At 61.2% G+C, this 23900-nt stretch carries 22 protein-coding genes; 16 read left to right on the top strand and 6 right to left on the bottom strand.

The window, feature by feature from the left end; genetic code table 11:
• Positions 1-95 precede the first annotated feature (95 nt).
• The 5 genes from ACEN9G_RS17800 (at position 96) to ACEN9G_RS17780 (ending at position 4658) form a co-directional block, all read left to right on the top strand.
• A complete protein-coding gene (locus ACEN9G_RS17800) occupies positions 96-1133 on the top strand; it encodes a M29 family metallopeptidase (RefSeq protein WP_413339988.1) in 1038 nt (345 codons plus the stop codon).
• A 35-nt stretch (positions 1134-1168) separates the two neighbouring features.
• Positions 1169-1573: a phytanoyl-CoA dioxygenase family protein gene (locus ACEN9G_RS17795; RefSeq protein ID WP_413339986.1), complete on the top strand. Its 405-nt coding sequence runs from the start codon at positions 1169-1171 to the stop codon at positions 1571-1573.
• 557 nt (positions 1574-2130) lie between these two features.
• Positions 2131-2358, top strand: a complete 228-nt coding sequence (locus ACEN9G_RS17790; protein WP_413339984.1) for a hypothetical protein — start codon at positions 2131-2133, stop codon at positions 2356-2358.
• Positions 2359-2368: 10 nt separating this feature from the next.
• Entirely contained in the window at positions 2369-2842 is a 474-nt protein-coding gene (locus ACEN9G_RS17785) for a hypothetical protein (RefSeq protein ID WP_413339982.1), read from the top strand.
• 598 nt (positions 2843-3440) lie between these two features.
• On the top strand, positions 3441-4658 hold the full coding sequence (locus tag ACEN9G_RS17780; protein ID WP_413339980.1) for a hypothetical protein: 1218 nt from the start codon (positions 3441-3443) through the stop codon (positions 4656-4658).
• On the opposite strand, the gene ACEN9G_RS17775 is transcribed toward ACEN9G_RS17780, so the two are convergent.
• The 3 genes from ACEN9G_RS17775 to ACEN9G_RS17765 all read right to left on the bottom strand — a co-directional run bounded on the left by ACEN9G_RS17775 (position 4655) and on the right by ACEN9G_RS17765 (position 7147).
• Positions 4655-5317: a hypothetical protein gene (locus ACEN9G_RS17775; RefSeq protein ID WP_413339978.1), complete on the bottom strand. Its 663-nt coding sequence runs from the start codon at positions 5315-5317 to the stop codon at positions 4655-4657. The two genes, ACEN9G_RS17780 and ACEN9G_RS17775, sit on opposite strands and share 4 nt — an antisense overlap.
• A 282-nt stretch (positions 5318-5599) precedes the next feature.
• Entirely contained in the window at positions 5600-6115 is a 516-nt protein-coding gene (locus tag ACEN9G_RS17770; protein ID WP_413339977.1) for a DUF4145 domain-containing protein, read from the bottom strand.
• 330 nt (positions 6116-6445) lie between these two features.
• Positions 6446-7147: a hypothetical protein gene (locus ACEN9G_RS17765; protein ID WP_413339976.1), complete on the bottom strand. Its 702-nt coding sequence runs from the start codon at positions 7145-7147 to the stop codon at positions 6446-6448.
• 256 nt (positions 7148-7403) lie between these two features.
• Between ACEN9G_RS17765 and ACEN9G_RS17760 the strand changes: the two genes are divergently transcribed.
• On the top strand, positions 7404-8027 hold the full coding sequence (locus tag ACEN9G_RS17760) for a recombinase family protein (RefSeq protein WP_413339974.1): 624 nt from the start codon (positions 7404-7406) through the stop codon (positions 8025-8027).
• A 423-nt stretch (positions 8028-8450) separates the two neighbouring features.
• On the opposite strand, the gene ACEN9G_RS17755 is transcribed toward ACEN9G_RS17760, so the two are convergent.
• Positions 8451-10133 (bottom strand): recombinase family protein, encoded by a 1683-nt coding sequence (locus ACEN9G_RS17755; RefSeq protein WP_413339972.1) that lies wholly within the window; start codon positions 10131-10133, stop codon positions 8451-8453.
• Positions 10134-10208: 75 nt separating this feature from the next.
• Between ACEN9G_RS17755 and ACEN9G_RS17750 the strand changes: the two genes are divergently transcribed.
• The 5 genes from ACEN9G_RS17750 to ACEN9G_RS17730 all read left to right on the top strand — a co-directional run bounded on the left by ACEN9G_RS17750 (position 10209) and on the right by ACEN9G_RS17730 (position 13993).
• Positions 10209-10613, top strand: a complete 405-nt coding sequence (locus ACEN9G_RS17750) for a phytanoyl-CoA dioxygenase family protein (RefSeq protein WP_495605442.1) — start codon at positions 10209-10211, stop codon at positions 10611-10613.
• A gap of 48 nt (positions 10614-10661) precedes the next feature.
• Entirely contained in the window at positions 10662-11078 is a 417-nt protein-coding gene (locus tag ACEN9G_RS17745) for a HipA N-terminal domain-containing protein (RefSeq protein WP_413339970.1), read from the top strand.
• Complete coding sequence (locus tag ACEN9G_RS17740) at positions 11042-11575, top strand: helix-turn-helix transcriptional regulator (protein ID WP_413339969.1); 534 nt, start codon at positions 11042-11044, stop codon at positions 11573-11575. Before ACEN9G_RS17745 ends, ACEN9G_RS17740 begins: the two co-directional genes overlap by 37 nt.
• A 92-nt stretch (positions 11576-11667) precedes the next feature.
• Positions 11668-12531: an NmrA family NAD(P)-binding protein gene (locus ACEN9G_RS17735; protein WP_483126802.1), complete on the top strand. Its 864-nt coding sequence runs from the start codon at positions 11668-11670 to the stop codon at positions 12529-12531.
• Positions 12532-12718: 187 nt separating this feature from the next.
• The gene (locus ACEN9G_RS17730; protein ID WP_483126801.1) at positions 12719-13993 is read left to right on the top strand and encodes a glucan 1,4-alpha-maltotetraohydrolase domain-containing protein; all 1275 of its coding nucleotides are present in this window, start codon (positions 12719-12721) and stop codon (positions 13991-13993) included.
• A 16-nt stretch (positions 13994-14009) separates the two neighbouring features.
• Here ACEN9G_RS17730 and ACEN9G_RS17725 read toward each other — a convergent pair whose 3' ends face one another.
• Complete coding sequence (locus ACEN9G_RS17725; RefSeq protein ID WP_413344072.1) at positions 14010-15215, bottom strand: GGDEF domain-containing protein; 1206 nt, start codon at positions 15213-15215, stop codon at positions 14010-14012.
• Positions 15216-15356: 141 nt separating this feature from the next.
• Between ACEN9G_RS17725 and lplT the strand changes: the two genes are divergently transcribed.
• The 5 genes from lplT to ACEN9G_RS17700 all read left to right on the top strand — a co-directional run bounded on the left by lplT (position 15357) and on the right by ACEN9G_RS17700 (position 22390).
• Positions 15357-16571: a lysophospholipid transporter LplT gene (gene lplT / locus ACEN9G_RS17720; protein WP_483126800.1), complete on the top strand. Its 1215-nt coding sequence runs from the start codon at positions 15357-15359 to the stop codon at positions 16569-16571.
• Between the two features lie 173 nt (positions 16572-16744).
• Entirely contained in the window at positions 16745-19084 is a 2340-nt protein-coding gene (locus tag ACEN9G_RS17715) for a M1 family metallopeptidase (protein ID WP_413342696.1), read from the top strand.
• Between the two features lie 38 nt (positions 19085-19122).
• Positions 19123-19608, top strand: a complete 486-nt coding sequence (locus ACEN9G_RS17710) for a DUF6702 family protein (protein WP_413342699.1) — start codon at positions 19123-19125, stop codon at positions 19606-19608.
• Complete coding sequence (locus tag ACEN9G_RS17705; protein WP_413342701.1) at positions 19608-21596, top strand: TonB-dependent receptor; 1989 nt, start codon at positions 19608-19610, stop codon at positions 21594-21596. The genes ACEN9G_RS17710 and ACEN9G_RS17705 overlap by 1 nt, the downstream gene beginning before the upstream one ends.
• Before the next feature lie 41 nt (positions 21597-21637).
• Positions 21638-22390, top strand: a complete 753-nt coding sequence (locus ACEN9G_RS17700; protein ID WP_413342704.1) for a 2OG-Fe dioxygenase family protein — start codon at positions 21638-21640, stop codon at positions 22388-22390.
• A gap of 255 nt (positions 22391-22645) precedes the next feature.
• Here ACEN9G_RS17700 and ACEN9G_RS17695 read toward each other — a convergent pair whose 3' ends face one another.
• Entirely contained in the window at positions 22646-23890 is a 1245-nt protein-coding gene (locus ACEN9G_RS17695; protein ID WP_483126799.1) for a DUF1501 domain-containing protein, read from the bottom strand.
• Between the last annotated feature and the right edge of the window lie 10 nt (positions 23891-23900).

Raw genomic sequence — 23900 nt, 5'->3', positions numbered from 1 at the left:
GCTCCTGACAGCCAGACTGTGCAGCATTCCGGCCGGCCTGATCGTGACCTGCCGCAAGGGTATAATGGCGGGTTGTCTTCCCCTTCACCCATGCCATGACGCCCACCGACGCCCTGCCCGCCGCCGCCATCGACTCCGCCACCGCGCACCTGCGCGACGTGCTCGCGATCGCGCTCGAACACACGTCCGAGCGGCGCGCGCTGGTCGTCTTCGACACCCGCACGGCCCTGGCCCTCACCCTCGTCGCCGCGTACCGCGCGAACCTGCCGGACGCTTCTTTCGTCGACTTCGACACGGTGGCCCCCGACGAGGTGCTCGCGACGTTCCGCACGCTGGCGCCGCAGGACCTCGTCGTCCTGGTGCAGTCGACGAACTTCCGCCTCGACGGCTTCCGCCTGCGCGTGGAACTCTTCAAGCTGGGCCTGAAGGTGATCGAGCACGTGCACCTGTCGCGCATGCCGGGCGCGCAGGGCGGGCACTACATCGAGGCGCTGGCCTACGATCCCGCCTACTTCCGCGGCGTGGGCCATGCGCTGAAGGCGCGCATCGACCGCGCCCGCCGTGCCGAGGTGCATGGCGGCGGCGACGTCCTCGTATTCGACTCGCCGCTGGAGAGCGCCAAGCTGAACGTGGGCGACTACAGCGCGATGAACAATGTCGGCGGCCAGTTCCCGATCGGCGAAGTGTTCACGGAAGCGCGGGACCTGGAAGCCGTCAGCGGGCGCGCGCAAGTCCACGTGTTCGGCGACACGGCTTACCTCGTCAACCGGCCCGAGTCACCGATCACGCTCGTCATCGACAAGGGCCGCGTGGTCGGCACGGAGAACGTCACGCCGGCGTTCCAGGAAGTCCTCGACATCATCCGCCGCGACGAGGGCGAAGTCTGGGTGCGCGAACTCGGCTTCGGCATGAACCGCGCCTTCACGCGCGAGCGCCGCGTGGACGACATCGGCACGTACGAGCGCATGTGCGGCATCCACCTGTCGCTGGGCGCCAAGCATGGCGTGTATGCGAAACCGGGGTTCAAGCGCAAGGATGCGCGCTACCACATCGACGTGTTCGTCGTGACGGACGCGGTGTACCTGGACGACGAGCGCGTGTATGCGGACGGTGCGTGGACGGTGGCCGCCTGATCTACAATGGCATGGTTTAGTCGAAGGACCACGCCATGCTCACTCCCGAACAACGCGACCGGTACCGGCGCGACGGCTACATCGTCATCCCGAATTTCAAAGCGCCCGACGAGATCGCGCGCCTGCGCGCACGCGCCGGCGAAATCGTCGACGCGTTCGATCCCGCGGAGTCGCGCGCCATCTTCACGACGCGCGACCAGGCGAGAGCCAGCGACGCCTGGTTCCTCGGCTCGGACAACACGATCCGCTGCTTCTTCGAAGAGGAAGCCTTCGGCCCGGACGGCCAGCTGAAGCAGGCCAAGGCCCTGTCGATCAACAAGATCGGCCACGCCATGCACGACCTCGACCCCGTGTTCAAGGCGTTTACGCACGATGCGAAGCTGGCGGCCGTCGCGCGCGACCTGGGCCTGGAACAGCCGCAGATCTGGCAATCGATGTAGATCGTTTGTTGTTTTACACCCCATGACTACAGGCATCGACAGACGCCGATACCCGGACTAGCCCAATTTCGGTTCATCCCGGCCCCCCTCGATTTGCTTAGTCGGGACACTTTCGTCAGCCCTTCTTTTTGCACAAAATTTAAGCAGTAAACGGCCCCGAGTTGCGACGAAACGCCCTCTGACAGCACGAAAAAGTACCGGCGTTCGCTGGTAGCGTTTTGGATCGTCTCCCATAGGGAAAATGACGCGAAATTTGCAGTAACGGGCGATGGAAAGTTTGTGTATCGGCGTGCATGAAATACCACGTTGGTGGACACAAAGTTCTATTATCGAGCGGTGGAAAGTTGCCTCTTTGGCAGATTCAACTTCCCCCGGTGGGCGATGACGATTTATCGGTATGTCAAGTGTGTATATACACTGGTTGACAAGAAAGCTTCCATGGTGTAAGATACGGGGTAGACAGATCACATGTCTACATCGATCTAAGCATTATTCATCGGTCCAGCCCTCGGACCAATCCCACACCGAAAACTCATCCTCACAAAGGAGGCATACCTATGCTCGTAAAAAACGCGATCCCGGCTTTCGGGATGCCGCTGCGTAATGCGGACTATTACACAATGGTAGACGAAGTGATTACAGCGCTTCGCCCCCATAGCACGCTTCGTTCAATTGCTGCCCGCCTCAATGAGCAGCAGTTTGAAACGCCGTCCGGACTGATTTGGAATCGCGAACGCGTTTCACAGTACATCAGACACCGTGGCATCAAATCAACCACTAACTGAAAGGAATAGTATGACAAGTAAATCAACCCCAGCCGTTACGGCTCCAGTAGTACCAGAAGCGCCAGCAGTGCAGAAGCGCCCCTTCGCAATCAAGATTGCCGCTCCAGCCAACCTAGCATTTGCGGAAAGCGTGGTACATGCACGTAACGGATATTGTTTCTCCGATGCACCAATCGAAGTAATGCAAAACGGTATGGCGTTTTTCACGATGGTAATCGGCTCACCCGATGAACTCGCGATCAACAAAGCAAAGGAATCAACGGACCTGAGCCGCGAAGCAGAGGAACGCGAACACCAGAAACAAGTACGCGAAGAAGCCCGTCGTATCGTTGAAGAAGAAAAGCGTCAAGCTCTGGAGCGTGAAGTAAAAGCAGCGGAAGAAGCGCTTCAAAAACAAATCGCGGCCCTCCGCCAACGTACAGCAGCAGAAATTGCGCAGATCGAAGCGACAGCAGCGGCAGAACGTGCCCGCCTGACGAAGTAAAGCCCTCCCTCCGGCCTTCCCCGCGAGGAAGCGCCTCCGCCGTCCCGGCACAGTAGTAACTACACCCGCAGAACGTACGCATCTAGCCAACAGGCCAAGGGTTCCTTATGTCCTGCGCGTTCCACAAACATTAATGAAAGAACAACATATATGAATTACCGCAAGTCGCACGTTGTGAAAGTGACACCGATTCCGAATAGCTCCCGCCAAGCTGTCCTATTTGACGACGGGAACGAACTACAGCGTCAACAGATTTACCTAGAGCCGAATCAGTGGCAAAAGTTGCAGAGGCTATCAGAGCTACACAGCGTGGGCGGATCGAAAATGATTGGTCATTTGATCGACCTAGCTACCGCCATCGCAAAGGTGTAATCGACGTATTAGAACATTTTCAAATCCACCCGTATTTTATGCCTCCGCTCCTATGAAAAGTGAGGCTCTTGCTGATGGAAATGACAAACGAATCCTCTGCCGTAATAAAGAGTAAGAGATAAAGAAGTAGTTAAACAATAGAAGGATATCGAAATAGTCAATACTCCTTCCCCTATTGGCTCCCCCTTACAGGGAGCCCAGTAGAAGCATAAATGAAAGAACGATAATGGCACGTACGAAATACACCAATGACATCCTGAAGCACGAGAAGAACGGAGGTCTACATTCAAGACGAAAGCTGAATACGCTACAGCAGGTATTTACCACTCACGATCTGAAAGACGCTATCGCCTACCAGTTCATCCTATCGGGCTCTACCAAGGATGAATACCAAGCAACGATGAAGGCCATCATGCGCCATATCCGCACCAAGTGCAGAGCCGAATACATCGGGGCGTACGAAGTCGGAGACGAGAAAGGCGGTATTCATGCTCACGCATTCGTCATCGTTGAAACAGCCAAACACTTCCCGTCCGACCTGTTGGACGTGACAGAAGGCGGTTTCATCGCTCGACGCATCAAGCGTAGGAAGCTGAGTATCCGCATCGAGCCCCCGAAGAACCGTATGCACGGTGGGCAGATGTTCGCCCGCATGAACACGCCGGACAAGCTGGCCGATTGCATCAAGTGGGCTACCTACTTCCTGAAAGTGCGGTCGAAAAGCGATGTACCGGGCCGTGAGACGTACTTCGGCTCCGAGTTCACATCGAACATCGCGAAGCGTGAAGCCCAGCGCCAGAAGTACAGGGACGCCCTTATGTCCACTCCCGCTGCACCAGCAGCCCCACAACCTAACGAAAGTGAACAACATGAAACGCGAACTACAGAAGCACCAGAAGCCAGCAGCACCGACAACTCTCAATCCCTCGGCTCCACTACCGAATTCAAGCAACGAACTGGTACGGCTCCACTTGCTCCAGATCGCAGCAGAAGCGAAGCAGGAAGCCCAGCAGGCCCAGCCAGTAGCCCAGCGCCAGCCGACCATGCCGACGACGCCAACGAAGCCTGTCACCCGTTGGACGGCTCCGAAGCCATCCGGCAAGACGGTAGCGGACGAACTAGCCCGTATCGCAGCGGAGGAACGGGAGGGCAAATGACGCCAGCAACCCGCTACATCGCCAGCTTGTACGAACAGGCAGTGGACGCCGATATGGATATTGACGAGGTAAGGAAGTACCTGTTCACCCAAGGCGTACTGCGAACGCCGGGAATGGTCGCCTACGAGCTAGAGAACACGTACGGGTTTATTGGATACGCCAACAAACACCCAGCAAAGCCAACGATGGACGTACGAGCGTACGACAAGGCCATCGACAAGGGCAAATCCCCGGCTACCCTATTGACCGAGGGGCCGGGAAGTAGTGTTGTTGGACTATGGAGTTAAGTTGAAGGCGACAGAGTAGGGCTGAACTGGTACACGTAGCCCAATCTCCCTTCTGTGATGCAATGAAGGTAATGATCCAGTGCAACGCAAGTCGGGAACGAAATCATTGCAATGGTCTTCTGTTTTGCAGAGACGAAGTGCAGGTTGAACTGTGTCCGAGAGCTGGAACTTAAACCGGCATAGATCGGATAAATAGCGGCCCAAATCGCTTGGAGTTGTGGGACGCGTTGTTCCATCTCTTTCGCTGCTTGCTTCAGCGGTTCGCCGGAAAGCTGCTCAACTGTTGCTTGCTCGTACCAACGGCGAAGAATCGTACGCGCAGGGATGTCAGAACCGTAGCTCTTTTCGAGAGCCTTGACCAACTGAGCCAGGTAGAAATCCAAATCGGCCTTGGCGTTTTGTAAGTACGCCTGTTCGTATGTATGGACGTTCGTTTCTCGTTGCATGCGCACTTGCATGATTAACACGAAAAACGTGAGGACTGACAGGATCGGGCCGTAGATACCCGACATCGCCGACCCCATCGCACTCCATAGATTCGGATCGTTGCTAATTACTGTACCGAACGTCCAAATGTAGACGATGATGGGTGCTACCAATACCGCCGAAATAACTATCCATCGCAACACTCGGCCGACGTTCCCCCAAAACTGATGCATGACGACTCCTGAAACTAGTGATGTGTCATTGTCGCACTACTGGAGTCACGGAAACATCAATTGCAACCTCAGATCGTGTTCGGAAAAACACGATGGACCGGGTAGCCCCCGGAATCGCTCACGGAAATTTTTCCGGCAGCTATTTTGACCCTACCGGAAGGGAAGTGAAGTGCTACTCCCTGCCTAAGCGTGAAGCAGAGCTGATGGTGATGTCGGAGTCGCTCGGAGTGCGGAGGAAGGCTCAGGACCCGGAGCTGTCCTGAGCGGAATGACAGGAGCGGCTTACGTGGAGCGGCGTTGTGCCCTACGCTCAGCCGCAAGTTTTACCTTCTCCGGTTGCGTATAGATACGCTCCAACAGTTCGGTCGTAAAGTCGAGCAAATCGAGAGCGTCGGCCTCAGTTAGCGTTCCTTGGTGCGCCCCGTCGTTTCCGTCTTCCTTGATGCAGTGGGACAAGTCGCGAAGGTCTTCCGGAAGATAGCGATTATCGAACAACCACGGTAGCCGCAGGCCAAGATCACGACGAGTTTTGGAATTTAGCCCCTCGACATCGCCGCTTGGAAGTTTTTCCTTTGTCGTCATGTCGACGCAAAGACGGAACATGGTTCCCGCAGCATTGAAGCAGCCTACAGCAAGGCATTTCGCGCCTTCGTTGAATGCAGCAAGTATGTGCTCAGGAAGGTACTCCGGAGGAGGCTCGGCAGCAATATCTCCGATAGAGAGGTATCTCTCGACATTAACAAAACCATTGATGACTACATCGAGAGCCTCAAGACGACCTTTCACTCGGTCGAACATAGTATCGGTTCCCCGATCTTGCTGACTGACGAGAAAAATCGTTCCATTGTCACAATGGCCGCACACGCTGTACGCTTCCCAATACCTTTGCCAACCCCAATTAGTATGTACATGGTTAGAGGCGAGAACATTGAACGTGATTTTCTGTGCGTCGCATCGCGGGCAATCAGCAACTAACTGTGACACTTAGTTTCCCCTGTGTTGTAACGAGATGATTCAGTGTACGACTTGCCGTCCGGCATGTCTACGACGCTCATCAGCCCTAGCCGATAGAGAGCGGGATCAGATCGGACAAGGCTGTTGAGCGCGGCTTTTGACGGTTCAGTTCGATTATTGAAGGACGCTCAGGACCTTATACGTGATGGCTGTGTTACCTGCGTCAACGACTTCAAATCGTGCGCCCTTGTAGCCGATCACACGGCTTTGGGATAGGTCATATTTCAGCTCTTGCGTGAACGCGGGACGCGCAAAGTTGTCCTTGAACTCGCGATACATCAGCGTAAGCGTGTTCTGCGATACCCCGCTGTAGACGAGTTCACGACGGAAGCTCTCAGCCGTAAATCTGACAATTTCCTTTGGGGTGTAGGCAATCGGCTTGGTGCCGTAACGATATCCGTTAGCGAAGTGGTAAATCACGGCAGGCTTCGACTTGTCGCTTGGGACGAACACGCCTCCACGTTCGCCCATCGGTACTCTCTGACCTAACATCACATAGTAGGTGTTGGTCCCAGCGTAATACTCTCCTTCCGGACGCGACGCGATCAGTTCAAGGTCGCCGGGAAAAACAGATGTCGTTCCGGGCGGGTTTGGATCGTCAGCCCCCCCTTCGACGGTGATAGCACGCACCCGAGAGACGTACTCTTTAGAAACTATCGAATCGCCCAGCTCTGCCTTACTGATTGTGTTCAGTTCTGGCGCGTAACGCGGTTCGGTTGTCGGAAACGCTTGACGCATTGGGACGGGTTCGGCAGTAACGCAACCACTCAAAGCGACCACTGCTCCGAATGCAGAGGCAACGATAACCCGGTTCATGTTCAAGGACATAGTTTTGGACAATATATGTTTTAGGAATTTCATAATAAAACAGTAATTGTCACGAAGCAAACTTCTTTACTGATCGGTTGCACCATCCAGACATCGACTGGTGCAAATAGGGCATGCCCCAGATAGACCGATGCCGACGAGGTAGCCCAAGGGCATCAGAATTCAAATGGACCATTTATAATGGACCTTATTTAATAGACTGTGTATAATAGACTCATCGACACAGCAGCTTGAAAGGAACAACATGTTTGTACGTGCATACCTCAGAGCATCCACGAAAGAGACGGATGCAAATCGTGCCAAAGAGCAACTGGAACAGTTCGCCGCTGACAAGGGGCTCAAGATCGCAGCGTTCTACGTCGAGAACGAATCCGGTGCATCACTCCAGCGCCCAGCCCTGTTTAAACTGATCGACGACGCCCACCCCGGCGACATGCTGTTGCTGGAACAGGTAGACCGCCTGTCCCGTCTAGACGAAGCCGACTGGGAATCGTTGAAGGCCACGTTGAAGAAGAAGGAAATCAAAGTAGTAGCACTGGACCTGCCTACGTCGTGGATGATGACGACCACCGATCCCACGATGGCCCGTATGTTCGCGGCAGTGAATGACATGATGCTGGACATGCTAGCCGCTATCGCTCGTAAGGACTACGAAGACCGTCGCCGCCGTGCTGCACAGGGTATCGAGAAAGCGAAGGCCAAAGGCGTGTACAAGGGTCGCAAGGAAGACGCCGACCGTAACGCCCTGATCCAACGTCACCTGAAAGCCGGTCAATCAAGCTGGAACGAAATTATGGAACTGGTAGGATGCAGCCGTGGCACGGTAGCGAAGCAAGCGGCCTTGCTCAAAGCACAGGAAAGCGCATGAGACGCGATAGGAGGCCCGCTACGGCCTTCTAATGCATGAGTTGATGGCTACGTAGCCAAACTCATCAAATCGTCTCTATGAGCCTTTAAATGGCCTTCCTGGCGATTGTCCTTTACCTGCGGGCTCCAGTCCTAGTGACTCCCGGCCCTGCTGATGGCCCTAGGACGCGTTCAGAGGCTCTAGGAGCCGTTCTACGCTCGAATGGTAGTGTTACCCCATCCGCCCCCTCCGGACGGCCCTATCGATATTTGCCACGACCGGGAAGGCCATTCGACCCGCCCCGGCGATGTGTTAAGCAACCCGCTCGCTCCCCGGCAGTTTTTCACTTTCCAGTGATATATTCCAGACGGTTCCGGCCTATCTGCCCGGAAGGGCAATTTGCAAAAATTTCCTTTTCAAAAATCACGGCTGGAGAAACACTGGTCAAGCCGTCTCCGGCTTCTTCTTCAACTTGAGCCTTCGATTGAACCCGACATTGACCTCAAGTTCATCCTCACGAATTTCACCTTGATCGAACATCGCCATCGTCACGTCCGTACTGTAGCTGACGGTCTGGAGCGTCTTCCCGGTATCTACGATCCTCAAGATTTTGAGTTCCTTCTTGTGCACCTGATACGTAATCGAGTCGTCCGCTTCCTTGAACGCGGTGACAAGGATTCCCAGCCGCTTCAGCAGCTCGTTAGCCCTAGCTCGCCCCTCCTTGCTGACCAAGTCCAGCCGTGCGAAGAAGTCTTCCTTGTTCGTGATGCGGTCTGCCGCAAGCGCTTTCTCCAGCTCCAGCTCCCGTTCTTCCAGTCGTGCTATCTCGTCGTCTGCATCCGCTACCTCTGCTCGTAGCGTTGACGATGGACGGGTACGCAAGAAATCCAACGTTTCAGCCCTTGCCCGTTGTTGCTCGGCCATGCGGCCCCGTACCTCGTTCAGTTGCGCCTGAAGGCTACGGGCGTCACTCTGCACCAGCGCCAGACTGTTCACCTTGGTAAGCAGCTCCTTGAACACTTCGTCGGCCCGGTCCAGTCGGATCGACCTAGCGTCACACTTTCCCTTTCCGGCCTCGTAACAGCGGAGGTAAGGGGGCTGCTTCGCTCCTTTGGTATAGACGTTCAGTGCCGCATGGCATCGCGTACAGCGAAGGATTCGTTGCCACACGTTATATCCGCGTGACTGCTTCTTCGCTCCCGTTATGAACCGCTCTGTAGTCGCTTGCTGGGCCTCGTAGAACGTCCGCTCATCGATGATTGGTTCATACAGGCCCGTTATCGGCTCCCCGACCTTGACGCGCTCCTTGCCCTTGCCGCTGTACGGCTGGTAAATACCGAGAACCGTGGGACTCTTCAATATCTGGGCAACGCTGGAGCCGCCCCACGTCTTCCCCTTGAACGATGGTATCCCCGCTTCGTTCAGCCTCCTAGCAATCGCCTCGCGTCCATAGCCGTCAATCGTCCATTGGAAGATGTCCTTGACGATCTGCTTCTTCGCTTCGTTGACGACATAGTGTGTTGGCTTCCTCTTCAGCTTGTCCTTGTCGTCATCCCGGTACACTGGATCGAGCCAAGCAGGCCGGGTAGCTCCCATCGGCTTACGCTCGTTCCGGGCGTCCTCCTGCTTGTCACGCCATGCCTTGCCAACGCGTTTGGATTTGTTGGAACTCTCGCTGTGCGAACGCGACATTTCCATGATGCTGACGATTAGGTCCAGCTCGTCCACCTTCCCGGCTTTGTAAACCTTGTCATCATTGACGCTTACGATGTTGATTCCAGCGTTCAGAAGATCGAGGAACCTTGGAAGCGCTTGCCTCGGATGTTGACGAGACAACCTATCGAGTGATTCAACGATCAGATACGAACCCTCCGGGATTGACCCGGCCTCTACCAGATCATGGAAGCGTCGTAGCTCGGCCTTGTCATCAAGGTTCTTTCCATCGAATGCCGAAGTGGCCCTATCCAAAAATGTGTACTGTTCATCCTCGACAAGCTGTAGATTGTGTTTCTGACAATACCCTACGGCGATATCCTTCTGACGTTTGAGGCTCCCGGCCTCGTTCTGTTTGGCGTGAGAGAATCTACGGTAGCTATAGGCGAGCGGTTTGGGCGTATTGGTATCCATGCCCCCAGTTTACAGGCATGGGGTGCAAACCGCTAGTAGAGCTACATCTTCAAGCAGCCCGGCATCGGCGGCGAAGTGCGCTGGCACCAGGACGCGACGTTCTTCGATTCCACGCCGATCAGCGTGACGACGTTCTGGTTCGCGCTGGAAGACGCGACCATCGAGAACGGCTGCCTGTGGGTCGAACCGGGCGGCCACCGCGGCCCGCTGCGCGAGCGTTTTCTCCGCGACGACGATGCCATCGCGATGGAAAAACTGGACAGTACGCCGTGGCCGGACGACAGCACGGCCGTGCCTTTGGCCGCGAAGGCCGGGGATCTCGTCTGCTTCCATGGGCTGCTGCCGCACTACAGCGCGCCCAATCGCTCGGCGGTGTCGCGGCATGCGTTTACCTTGCACGTGACGGATGCGCGCACTGCCTATTCGCCGCGCAACTGGATCCAGCGGGATGCGGATTTTCCCGTACGTGGCTTCGACTGATATACTCTTCCAGTACCTTTTAATGCACTTTTAAAGCACAAGCCGGGCATGGACTGTCATATCGAGATTTTTCACGAAGGCGAGTGGCTGGAAGCGGCGCAGGCAAGCTTCTCCGATGTGGTGCGGAATGGCTTCCGGCCGAACGACTGTGTGTTCGAATACGATCTGCTCTACGCCTTCGGCAATGCACCGCCCCCGATATCGCTGGTTCTCCCCGTGGACGCAGACCGTCATGTCCGGAAAACCTGGCCCACTTTTCTGTACGATCTCGTACCGCAGGGTAACGGACGCCGCTTCCTTCTCGACCATCTGAAGCTCCCCGACGCCCAGGCTTCCGACCTGCCTTTGCTGCGTGCCGGTGCCTTCAACCCGAGCAGTTGGCTCTGCCCGAACAGGACAAGGCAGAGGCCCGTGAACGGCGCGACCGAATGCTGGAGGCCGCGGCCGCCGCCAGGCTGTCGCTGACCGAAGGCGTGCGCGAAATGCGCGCGATCGCCGGCATGACGCAGGAAGAATTCGCTCGTCATCGCGGGGTCAGTGCACGCGTCATCAAGGCGATCGAGCTTGGCCAGGCAAACCCCACTGTCGCGACAATGAATCGCATTGGACAGTTCTTTGGCCTGGAGGTGGCGTTCGTTCCGATCAAACGTGAGTTGCATGCCGATGACCAGCCACAGTCCGTCAGTGACCGAATAATCACGACGAACCATGACACGGAGTTTTCAAAGGCCATCCATAATGCCCTCGCGAAGAGGGAAGAACTTTCCAGCTACATTCGGGCACTCAACTTGAGGGCTGCCGCACTGGACGACGAATTACACAAGATCGTGCGACTGCACGAAACGACCGCGGGCACGCCTGATTCCTCGATTACTTCAGCCCAAGTAAAGAAAAATATAGCTGAGGATACGTTCGTCGGCGAAGCTCACCGACGTACGAAAAGAAAACCGCGCCCCACCTGATGATCGGCCGCTGACCTTCTGTCGCTCCTGACAAAAACTGTCAGGACTCCCTCTTAAGATCTTCCTTTCTTCGGTTACGAAAGGAGATCGTCATGCACATCATCATCGGAGGCACCGGCCACGTCGGCTCGGCCACGGCCCGCGCACTGCTGCGCCGGGGCGAACCCGTCACGGTCGTCACGCGCAATGCCGGCCATGCGGCCGGGCTGCGCGATGCCGGCGCGAAAGTCGCCGTCGCGGACGTGCGCGACGTGCCCGCGCTGCGCGCCATCCTGCGTACGGGCACCACCGCGCTGCTGCTGAATCCGCCGGCCGCGCCGTTCACCGACACCGACGCCGTCGAGCGCGCGAACGCCGCCGCCATCGTCGACGCGGTGACGGACTCCGGTTTGCGCAAGGCCATCGCCGTCTCGACGTTCGGCGCGCGCGCCGGCGAGCCGTGCGGCGACCTCACCGTGCTGTTCGAATTCGAGGAAAAGCTGCGGGCGCAGGCCGTTCCCGTCGCCGTCAATCGCGGTGCCTACTACATGAGCAACTGGACCGAGATGCTCGACACGGTGCGCCACCGCGGCAAGCTGCCCAGCTTCTTTCCGGAGGATGCCGCCATCCCGATGGTCGCGCCCTGCGACCTGGGCGAAGCCGCCGCGCAGCGGCTGATGGAGCCCGCGGACCGGACCGAGACCCTCTACATCGAAGGCCCGCGCCGGTACACGCCGCGCGACGTCGCCGACGCGTTCGCGCGGGCACTCGGCCGCCCCGTCGACGTCGAGGTCGTCCCGCGCCACGCCTGGGAGCAGACGTTCCGCCAGCTCGGCTTTTCGGCGGAAGCGGCGCGCAGCTATACGTGCATGACCGGGACCGTGCTGGACGAGCAGGACCGCTGGCCGGACGACCCCGTCCGCGGCGCGACGTCGCTCGAGAATTTCATTTGCGAAAGCGCAAATCGAAAGTATTAAAACTACATATTTCATGCGAATTAGGTTGACACGAAAATACGTATAGCTAAGAATCTCCCCCGTCGGGCACGAAAACATCACAGAATGATCGCCCGATACGTAGTAAAAGTACCTGACTGAGCAACGGACTTTTGCACGACCTCCGTTGTTCGCCGGGACCTTACCCGTATCACATCGGAGGAGAAGCATGAAGAAGAGCACCATCGTCGCCCTGCTGGCGGCGGGCATGATCACGTCCATGGCCCCGGCAGGGGCCGCCACCCCCACCCAGCAGGCCGGCGGCAGCACGGCCATCGTCCTGCAGGGTTTCCACTGGAACTCGGCCAACTATGCCGGCCCGGACTGGTACAACACCCTGCTGAACAACGTCGGCGACTTGAGCGCGATGGGATTCACCCACGTGTGGTTCCCGCCGCCGTCGGATTCGAGCGCCAAGGAAGGCTATCTGCCGCGCCAGCTGAACAAGCTCGATTCCAAATATGGCAGCGCGGCCGAGCTGACGAACGTCGTCAGCGCATTCAAGAGCAAGGGCGTCAAATCCATCGTCGACGTCGTCGTCAACCACCGCGTGGGCACCACGGGCTGGTCCGACTTCACGAACCCGAACTGGACCACCTATTCCATCGTCAACGGCGACGAGTGCAACTGCGGCCTCGGCAACGCCGACACGGGCCAGGGCTTTTCCGCCGGGCGCGACCTCGACCACAAGAACGTGGGCGAAGTCCAGAACGGCATCATCAACTGGCTGAACTACACGCTGAAGCCGGTGGGCTTCTCGGGCCTGCGTTTCGACTACGTGAAGGGCTTTTCGGCGAGCTACGCGGGCCAGTATTCGAACGCGTTCGCACCCGATTTCTGCGTCGGCGAGATGTGGCCGGATTCGTTCGACCTGAACAACCTGAACGCGAACCGCCAGGCGATCATGGACTGGATCAACGGCACCAGCAACAGCTGCGGCGCGTTCGACTTCACGACCAAGGGCATCCTCAACGACGCCCTCGCCAACGGCAATTACTGGCGCCTGAAGGCGACCGACGGCAAGCCGCAGGGCGCCATCGGCTGGTGGCCGGCGATGTCGGTGACGTTCGTCGACAACCACGACACCGGCCCGGCCGAAAGCTGCGGCACGGGCCAGAACCTGTGGCCGGTGCCGTGCGGTTCGGTGCTGGAAGGGTATGCCTACATCCTGTCGCATCCGGGCATCCCGACCGTGTTCTACCCGCACATCTACAACTGGAATCTCAAGACGCAGATCGCGGCGCTGATGGCGGCGCGCAAGAATGCGGGCGTGAATTCGACGTCGGCGGTCGCGATCCAGCAGGCGACGCAAGGCCTGTACGCAGCCATCATCACCGGCACGACGCACCAGCTGGCGATGAAGATCGGCCCGAACAGCTGGAGCCCGGGTGCCGGCTGGACGTTGCAGACGTCGGGTAACAACTACGCCGTCTGGATGAAATAAAAGCGCACGAAGCGGCTCAGGCCACCACCGCCTGCAGCCGCGTCGCCTGGCCGCGGCCGATGACATCGCGGCCATGCACGCTGACGCGGTTGCGGCCGTTCTGCTTGGCGTGGTACAGCGCCACGTCCGCGCGGCTCAGGATGTCTTCCCATTTCTGGTCGTGCGCATCCAGCGCGGCCACGCCCACGCTGACGGTCATCGGGACCGGCATCCCCTCGACGGTCAGCGGCGCCGCCACCACGGCTTCGCGCAGGCGTTCGGCCATGGCGCCCACGTTCCCCGCATGTTCGCCGACGACCAGTACCGCGAACTCTTCCCCGCCGATGCGGAACAGCGCATCGTACCCGCGCAGCACCCGCGCCGACAGTGCCGTCACGTGGCAGATCGCCGCGTCCCCCACGCCGTGGCCGTAGCGGTCGTTGATGGGCTTGAAGTGGTCGATGTCGAACGTGATGAAGAACATGGCCGAACCGTTGCGGCGGCAGCGGCGGAAGTCGCGCGTGGCCACGTCGTGCAGGGCGCGCCGGTTCAGCCAGCCGGTCAGCACGTCCGTCAGCGAGGCGCGGCGCAACGCCAATGTCTGCTGGTGGCTGACGATCAGCGCGCAGCACATCGTCGCCAGCGACATGTACACCAGCATCGCCAGCGCGCCCGACGTGCGGAAGAAATCGCCGCCCAGGAAGCCCGGCGGGTGACCGTCGTACGCGAGCATGATCGCCATGCGCGCGACCTGCTGCAGCGCGGACAGCACCTGCAGCACGATCAGCGGCGTATGCGCCGCGCACGCCGCGCGCTCGCTGCGGCGCCACAGCAGCCACGCGGCGCCGAGATTGAGCGCGCCGACGAACGGTGTGAACAGCACGAGCCGGTACAGCGGCGCGCCGCGCGCGAACATCAGCGCATGCGCCGCCAGCACGGCGACCATCAGCAGCACGCCCCAGCGCCAGCCGGGCGCCAGGTGCAGGTGGCGCCGCACCCCGGCCAGCATGCCGAAATGGCCGCCGATGTGGAGCGCGTTGACGCTTGCGATGAACAGAATGGGACCCGCCTGCTGGTGCAGGCCGATGGCGCCAAGCCCGTTGCTCAGTGCGAATAACGCAGCGGCGACCGTCCAGTCGACGAGGCAGGCCTGGCGCGCGCTGGCGAGGTACAGCAGCCCCATGCTGGCAGCCATGGTCAATGCCGCCAGCGCGGCGGCCACGATGAGTGTGAAAGCGTCCAAGCGCATCCAACCTGTATAGATAATTCCATAAGTATAAAACTATTGTTTATATGCAAATCAAACCAATTGTCGCAATCGCAAAGTTTCTGTATTTACAGCAAGCGAATCCGGCCTCCGGGACGGCTGTGATATACCGCTTCCATGAATGCCGCATTCTTCGCCATCGTCGGCGCCCAATTCTTTTCGTCGCTGGCGGACAGCGCGCTGTTCATCCTGTGCGTGTCGCTGGTCGCCACGCTGTCGTTCCCGCAGTGGATGACGCCGATGCTGAAGATGGGTTTCGTCCTGTCGTACATCGTGCTGGCGCCGTTCGCCGGCGCCTTCGCCGACCGCTTTCCCAAGGGCCGCGTGATGCTGCTGACGAACACCGTCAAGATGCTCGGCTGCTCGCTGATCCTGGCCAAGGCCAATCCCCTGCTCGCCTACGGCATCGTGGGGCTCGGCGCCTCCGCATACTCGCCCGCCAAGTACGGCATCCTGGCCGAGGTGCTGCCGCCGCGCCGCCTCGTGGCGGCCAACGGCTGGATCGAGGGCACGACCGTGCTCGCCATGATCCTCGGCACGGTGCTGGGCGGCGCCCTCTCCGCCAATCCGCAGGCGATCGCGTGGCTGCTGCACCTGACCTTGCCATGGCGGGCCACGCCCATCGGCATGGCGGTTGCCGTGATCGTCATGACGTATTTGCTGGCGACGCTGTTGAACCTGCCCGTGATGCACGCCGGCGTCCGCCCGGCCGACGCGCGCCGCCCCTTGCCCGCGCTGCTCGCCGATTTCTATCGCTGCAACCGGACGCTGTGGCAGGACCGCGAAGGCCGCATCTCGCTGGGGGTCACGTCGCTGTTCTGGGGCAGCGGCATGGTGCTGCAGGTGCTCTTGCTGACGTGGGCGCAGAACGTGCTCGGTCTCACGCTGGACCGTGCCGCGGCGCTGCAGGGCGTGTTCGCGCTCGGCGTCGCGGTGGGCGCCGCCGTCGCCGGCAAGGCCGTGCCGCTCGTGCGCTCGCTGTCCGTGATGCCGCTGGGGGCCGTGATGGGCGGCGGGCTGTGCGCGATGGTGTGGGTGCATTCCGTCGCGGTGGCGCTGCCGCTGCTGCTCGCGATCGGCATCCTGGCCGGCCTGTTCGTCGTGCCGATGAACGCGATCCTGCAGCACCGCGGCCACCGTCTGATGCCTGCCGGCCAGTCGATCGCCGTGCAGAACTTCAACGAGAACCTCGCCATCCTCCTGATGACGTCCACCTATGCGCTGGCCCTGCAGGCGCGGCTGCGGCTCGATACCGTGCTCGTGCTGCTGGGCCTCCTGATCGTGCTCGTCACGCTGGTCTTGCGCGGGATGGCGGCGCCGCGGATCGACTGAACTGTCCGCCCGCGGTGTCCGCCTGGTGTCCGTTCATGTGTCCGCGTGTCCGACCGTATCGCACGCGCCACGCCCATCCGTATGTATCAGCCTTGTTACACATCAAATACAGTAGTGGCGGAACGTCAAGATTAGAATATTTTCCTTCTTTCAACCATGAATGCAGGGTAAATATGATACGTTTCCCGATCGGCCTGGCGGCGCTATGCCTCAGCATGGCGGCAATCGCGGCGGAACCTTTCGACGACAAATTCCGCCAGCTCGACGAATTGCTGCCCACCCCGACCACGATCCGCACCGCCTCCGGCGCCCCGGGACACGCGTACTGGCAGCAGCGCGCCGACTATACGATCCGCGCCACGCTGGACGAAAGCCGGCGCGCCATCAGCGGCACCGAGACGATCACGTATCACAACAATTCGCCCGACGCGCTGTCCTACCTGTGGATCCAGCTCGACCAGAACATCTATAAACGCGATTCCGACGCGCGCATGACGGCGACCGTCCCCTCGCGCGACGCCTGGGCCAAGGCGCGCGGGCCGGAAGACGGCTATAAATTCGACGCGCTGCGCTCCGTGCTGGAAAAGAGCACGTTCGACGGCGGTTTTAAAATCGCCGCCGTGAAGGATGCGGGCGGTCGCCCTCTGCACGTCGTCATCAACCGCACGATGATGCGCATCGACCTGCCGCAACCCCTGAAGCCGGGCGCGAAGGTCGCGTTCTCGATCGACTGGAGCTACAACATCAACGAGCAGAAGGTGCTCGGCGGCCGCTCCGGCTACGAGAAGTTCGACGAAGACAAGAACGACCTGTTCGAGATCGCCCAGTGGTTCCCGCGCATGGCCGCGTACTACGACGTGACGGGCTGGCAGCACAAGCAGTTCCTCGGCACCGGCGAATTCACGCTGGAATTCGGCGACTACGACGTGCAGTTGACCGTCCCCGCCGACCACATCGTGGCCGCCACCGGCGAGTTGCAGAACCCGGGCGACGTGCTGACCGCCGCCCAGCGCCAGCGCCTGGAGCAGGCGCGCACGGCGACCAGGCCCGTCGTCATCGCCACGCAGGCCGAGGCCGAGGCGCGCGAACAGACCCGCGCCGGCGGCACGAAGACGTGGCGCTTCCGCGCGAAGAACGTGCGCGATTTCGCGTGGGCGTCGAGCCGCAAGTTCATCTGGGACGCGCAGGGCTTCAAGAAGGACGCGACCAATGTGCTCGCGCAGTCGTTCTACCCGAAGGAAGGCAATCCGCTGTGGGAAAAATACTCGACGGCCGCCGTGATCCACACGATCGCCGAGTACAACAAGTATTCCTTCGACTATCCGTATCCCGTCGCGATTTCCGTGAACGGTCCGGTGGGCGGCATGGAATATCCGATGATCTGCTTTAACGGCCCGCGTCCGACGAAGGACAAGAAGACGGGCGAACTCACGTACTCCAGCCGCACCAAGTATGGCCTGATCAGCGTCGTGATCCACGAGGTGGGCCACAACTACTTCCCGATGATCGTCAACTCGGACGAGCGCCAGTGGACGTGGATGGACGAGGGCCTGAACAGCTTCCTGCAATACCTGGCCGAACAGGCGTGGGAAGAGCACTACCCGCAGTCGCGCGGCGAACCGCGCGCCATCGTCGACTACATGAAGAGCACCAACCAGGTGCCGATCATGACGAACTCGGAATCCATCGCCGCCCTCGGCTACAACGCCTATGCGAAGCCGACGGCCGCGCTGATCGTCCTGCGCGAGACGGTGCTGGGCCGCGAGCTGTTCGACTTCGCCTTCCGCGAATACGCGCAGCGCTGGAAGTTCAAGCGTCCGACGCCGTCCGACTTCTTCCGCACGATGGAAGACGCCTCCGGCACGGACCTCGACTGGTTCTGGCGCGGCTGGTTCTACACGACCGGCCACGTGGACGTGAGCGTCGACGGCATCAGCGAATACACGGTCGGCACGAAGGATCCGGAAATCGAAAAGGCGTGGAAGAAGGCGCAACGCGACGCCGAGCCGATCTCGATCACGGACCAGCGCAACAAGGGCACCCTGCCGCGCCGCGTCGACGCGCATCCGGAGCTGAAGGACTTCTACAACGAGCATGACGCGTTCACGGTCACGAACCGCGATCGCAACAAGTACAACGAGGCGATCGGCGACCTGGAAGACTGGGAGAAGAAACTGCTCAAGGAAGGCAAGCATCTGTACCTCGTCGACTTCAGCAACCTCGGCGGCCTCGTGACGCCTCTCGTGCTGGAGATCACCCTGCAGAGCGGGAAGAAGACCATCGAACGCATCCCGGCCGAGGTGTGGCGCTACACTCCCACAAAGATCACGAAGCTGATCATCACGGACGAGCCGATGGTCGCGCTGACGCAGGATCCGAACTGGGAGACCGCCGACACGGACACCGGCAACAACAGCTGGCCGCGCAAGGCGATGCCGTCGCGCCTGGAGTTGTTCAAGACCGAGCATGACAAGGACAACCTGATGAGAGACTTCAACGAGAAACTGAAGTAGAGTGGGCACCCGTGCCCACTCTACGAGGAAAGTATGGAATGAAGTTGCGTCGTATCCTGATCCTGCTGTGCGCGTGCGTATGCCTGCACGCTTCCGCGCACCGCTTCCACGCCGGCATCACCGACATCAGCTACAACGAGCGCACGGGTAGCACGGAAGTCGTGCACACGTACATGGCGCACGACGTCGAGGCGCTGCTGACGGAACTGTACCAGCGCCAGTTCGACCTGTCCGATCCCGAGGACCAGGCCGTGCTGCGCAAGTACGTGGAAAAGCAGTTCTGGCTGGCCGACAGGGACGGCCGCCGCCTGCCGCTGAACTGGGTCGGCGTGACGGTCGACACGGACAGCGTCGTCGTGTTCCAGGAAGCGGTGCGCACGCCTGTGGTGAACGTCGAGACGATCCACGACGCCGTGCTGAGCGACTTCCTGCCCGACCAGCAGAACACCGTGAACCTGACGGCGAGCGGCAGCCTGCGCACGTTCGGCTTCACCAGCAGCCGCACCGAACTCCCCGTCCACTGATGCGCCCGATCGCCCTGCTGCTCACCACGCTGTTCGTGCCCGCCTGCGCGTGGGCGGACGATCCCGTGATCCAGCGCGTGCTCGTCGAAGGCGCGCGCACGAGCCAGCTGGGCATCGCGGATGCCGCCAGCGCCGGCACCGTCAACCAGAAGGAACTGGCGATGCGCACCGTGTACCGGCCCGGCGAACTGCTGGAAGCGGCGCCGGGCCTGATCGTCAGCCAGCACAGCGGCGAAGGCAAGGCGAACCAGTTCTTCCTGCGTGGTTTCAACCTGGACCACGGCACGGACCTGGCCACGTACCTGGACGACATGCCCGTCAACCAGCGCAGCCACGCGCACGGCCAGGGCTGGACGGACCTGAACTTCCTGATTCCCGAACTGACGGCGCGCCTCGACTACAAGAAGGGCCCGTACTCCGCGAGCGAAGGCGATTTCGCGTCGGCCGGCAGTGCTGCCATCACCTATGCGAACCGCCTCGCGCGCAACGTGGCCACTGCCAGCGTCGGCCAGGACGGCTACGCGCGCACGGCGCTGGCGGCATCGAAGGAGATCGACGACGGCGTGCTGACGTATGCGCTGGAAGCCCTGCACAACGACGGCCCGTACGCGCACCCGGACGATTACCAGAAGCTGAACGGGGTGCTGCGCTACAGCCGCGGCTATGCGAACAACGGCTGGAGCGTGACGGCGATGGCGTACCGGGGTCGCTGGAATGCGACGGACCAGATTCCCGAGCGCGCCGTGGCCGCCGGCCAGCTTGGCCGCTTCGACGCGATCGACACCACCGACGGCGGCGCAGCGAAGCGCTTCAGCCTGTCGGGCGTGTGGCGCCGCACGGGCCAGGATTCGGCGTCGAAGGTCAGCGCCTACGTCATCCGCAACCAGCTCGACCTGTGGTCCGACTTCACGTACTTCATGAACGACCCGGTCAATGGCGACCAGTTCGCCCAGCCCGACCGGCGCGTGACGAGCGGCGTCAACGCCACGCACAGCTGGCACGCGCACCGGGGCGAGACGTCGACGTCGGACATCACCGTCGGCGTGGAGGCGCAGAACGACAACATCTTCAACGGCCTGTATCGCACGGCCGCGCGCAAGACCTTGTCCGTGACGCGCGCGGACCACATCGTCGAGACGAGCCTTGGCGCCTTCATCGAGAACGCCACGCGCTGGAACCCGTGGCTGCGCTCGACGGTGGGCGTGCGCGCGGACGATTACCGCTTTCGCGTGCGCACCGGCGGCGTCGACGGCAGCGACTCGCTGGCCAGCCCGTCCGCCAACGTCGTGTTCGGCCCGTGGCGCCGGACCGAGTTCTATGTGAACTACGGCGAAGGCTTCCACAGCAACGATGCGCGCGGGACGCTCACGGCGCCCGGCCTCGTGCGCTCGCGCGGCATGGAGCTGGGCCTGCGCACCGAAGCCATCCCGACGATGCAGACGGCCATCTCCCTGTACCGCCTGGACTTCGATTCCGAGCTGACGTACGTGGGCGACGAAGGGACGACCGAGGCCGGGCCACCCAGCCGCCGCATCGGCATCGAGTTCTCGAATTACTATAAACCGTATAAATGGTTATCGGTCGACTTCGACGCCGCTTACGCGCATGCGCGCTCGCGCGGCGTCGCGCCGGGGCAGGACCGCATCCCGGAAGCGATCGAGGGCGTCGCCCAGCTCGCGCTGACGGTGAGCCAGGTCGGCCCGTGGGAAGGCGCACTGCGCCTGCGGTACTTCGGGCCGCGTCCGCTCGTCGAAGACGACAGCGTGCGCTCGCGCGCCAGCACGACCCTGAACGGCCGCCTCGGCTATCGCGTAAGCCGCGACCTGCGGCTGGAACTGGAAGGGTTCAACCTGGCGAACCGGCGCGCGTCCGCGATCGACTACTACTATGCGTCGCAGCTGCGCGGCGAAACGGTGCCGCGCGAGGACGTGCATTTCCACCCGATCGAGGCACGCTCGTTCCGGCTGACGCTCGTCAGGAACTGGTGATGGCCGGCACGGCCGCGCGCAAAAAGTGCTAGGCTACCGGGATGACAACACCGCAACCACCTTATACCGACCCGGCCCGCATCGCCGATGCGCTGCGCGGCGACGGCTATGCGCTTCTGCGCCCGGCCGACGTGGCGCAACTGGCCGGCTGTTCGCTCGATGAGCTGTCGGCGCTGGCGCCGAGCTGGAACCGCCTGGAGCTCGACAACTACCTGAAAGACGGCGGCCGCTATCGCCGGCGCCGGCATTCGTGCTTCGTCGACAGCGGCGAGACCCTCGCGCAAAGCCCGCACCGCGCGCACTGGCAGCCGGTCGAGTACAACGCCCTGCACGGCGGCATGCACCGCCTGTTCGTACCCATCGAACCGTCCACCGTCGAGCAGCCGGCCTGGCCGAAGCTGGTGCGCGCGCTGGGCGCCGTGTGCTCGCAGGTGAAAGGCCGGCAGACCTGGTACGTCGAGGCGCACCAGTTCCGCATCGATACCGCCGACGGCATCGGCCGCCCCACGCCGGAAGGCGCGCACCGCGACGGTGTCGACTTCGTTGCCGTCATCCTGATCGGGCGCGAGAACATCAAGGGTGGCGAGACGCGCGTGTTCGAGGCGAACGGTCCGAAAGGCCAGCGCTTCACGATGACCGAACCGTGGACGCTGCTGCTGCTGGACGACGCTTCCGTCATCCACGAATCGACGCCGATCCAGCCCATCGGCGCCGACGGCCACCGCGACACGCTCGTGCTGACCTGGCGCGCCGGCGCCTTCCAGGGCGACGACGCCGAGACGACCGGCGCCTGAGCCATCCCGCGCGCGCGGCCGTTCGCGCCGCGCTTCCCGACTGAACCAAAGAAAGGCATGCGACATTGCATGCGCCCACAAATGTTAGCGTCGGACAATTTCTGATAAAAAAAAAGCCCGCAACCTTGCGGTGCGGGCTGAATCCAGGTTTTCGGAGAAAAACTGGAGGAGACAGGTGCAACTATAGCCCTAATTTTTGTGCACCGCAATACGGTAGAACTACTATATGTAGAGGGCAGCCTCTAGAGTAGAGGCTCAGGCACCAACGATACGGAATCCAGCACGTTTTTGCGGCATTGCGGGAAAGACCTGTTCCAGACGCTTGTCGCCTAACATTAAATGTTCTTCCGATATTTGCGCTAACACCGAACGAAAGTCGGTCGTAACCGGCAAATCACGCCCCTCGTTCAGTTTCGTGTCGCCGACGCCTTCCCAGTCGCCATAAACCTTACCGCCGCGCACCTTGCCGCCCATGACCCACATCACATTGCCGTGGCCGTGGTCGGTGCCGCCGTTGCCGTTCTCGCGTGCCGTGCGGCCGAATTCGGACATCACGACGACGACCGTGTCGTCGAACAATGGTCCCAGCCGTTCGGCCAGCACGGCCAGCCCCTGTCCCAGCGGTGCGAGCCGGTTCGCGAGCTGGCCGGTCGCGGCCCCCTGGTTCGCGTGCGTGTCCCAGCCGCCCAGCGCGACGAACGCCAGCTGGATCTTCGGGTCGTTGCGCATCAGGCCCGCCAGGCGGGCGGCATCGTCGGGGAAACCGTTCGGCAGCGGGGCGCCGCGGTCGGCGGCCTGCATCTCGCGACTCATTTGGTTCTGTTCCAGGGCATCCATGACTTCGCGGTGCGCATTGCGCCCGTCCGCGTACGCGCGCCCGAAGCGGGGGTGATCCGCATACAGTTCGTCGAACGCGGCCTTGACGGCCGGCCGGTCGAGCAGGTCCGCGCGCGCGGCGGCCGCCACGTTCGGCAGGTTCACCGCAGCCGCGTGGCCGGACAGGATGCGCGGCAGCACCGGGCCGATGCCCAGCAGCCGGCTGGGCGACTGCGGGCCGGGCAGCGCGGCCACGAGGCGGTTCATCCAGCCGTCCGGCGTGTTCTTGCGGCCCGGCGTCGCGGATTCCATGTAGTCCTGCGCGTCGAAGTGGGAACGCGTGGCGTCCGGCGAACCGCTGGCGTGCACGAACGCGAGCTTGCGCGCGGCCCACAGCGGCTGCAGGCTGGCCAGCGCGGGATGCAGGCCGAAGTAGCCGTCCAGGTCCAGCGCCCCGCCCTCCATGCCGGGCGCCGCGAGGCCGATCGTGGGGCGCAGGCGCAGGTAGTTCCCGTCGCCGACGGGCGCCACGACGTTCAGGCCGTCGACGGCGCCGCGCAGCATCACGACGATGAGTTTTTTGTTCGTGGGGCCGGCGGCCGGTGCGCTCACGGCCCACGCGCCGCGGCCGGCGGGCAGCAGGAGGCCGGCACCCACCGCGTTGAGAAAATGCCTGCGTCGCATGAGGTCCTCC

Source organism: Massilia sp. Masssp94 (genome assembly GCF_059491305.1).
This window is presented reverse-complemented; position numbering and strand designations above follow the sequence as displayed.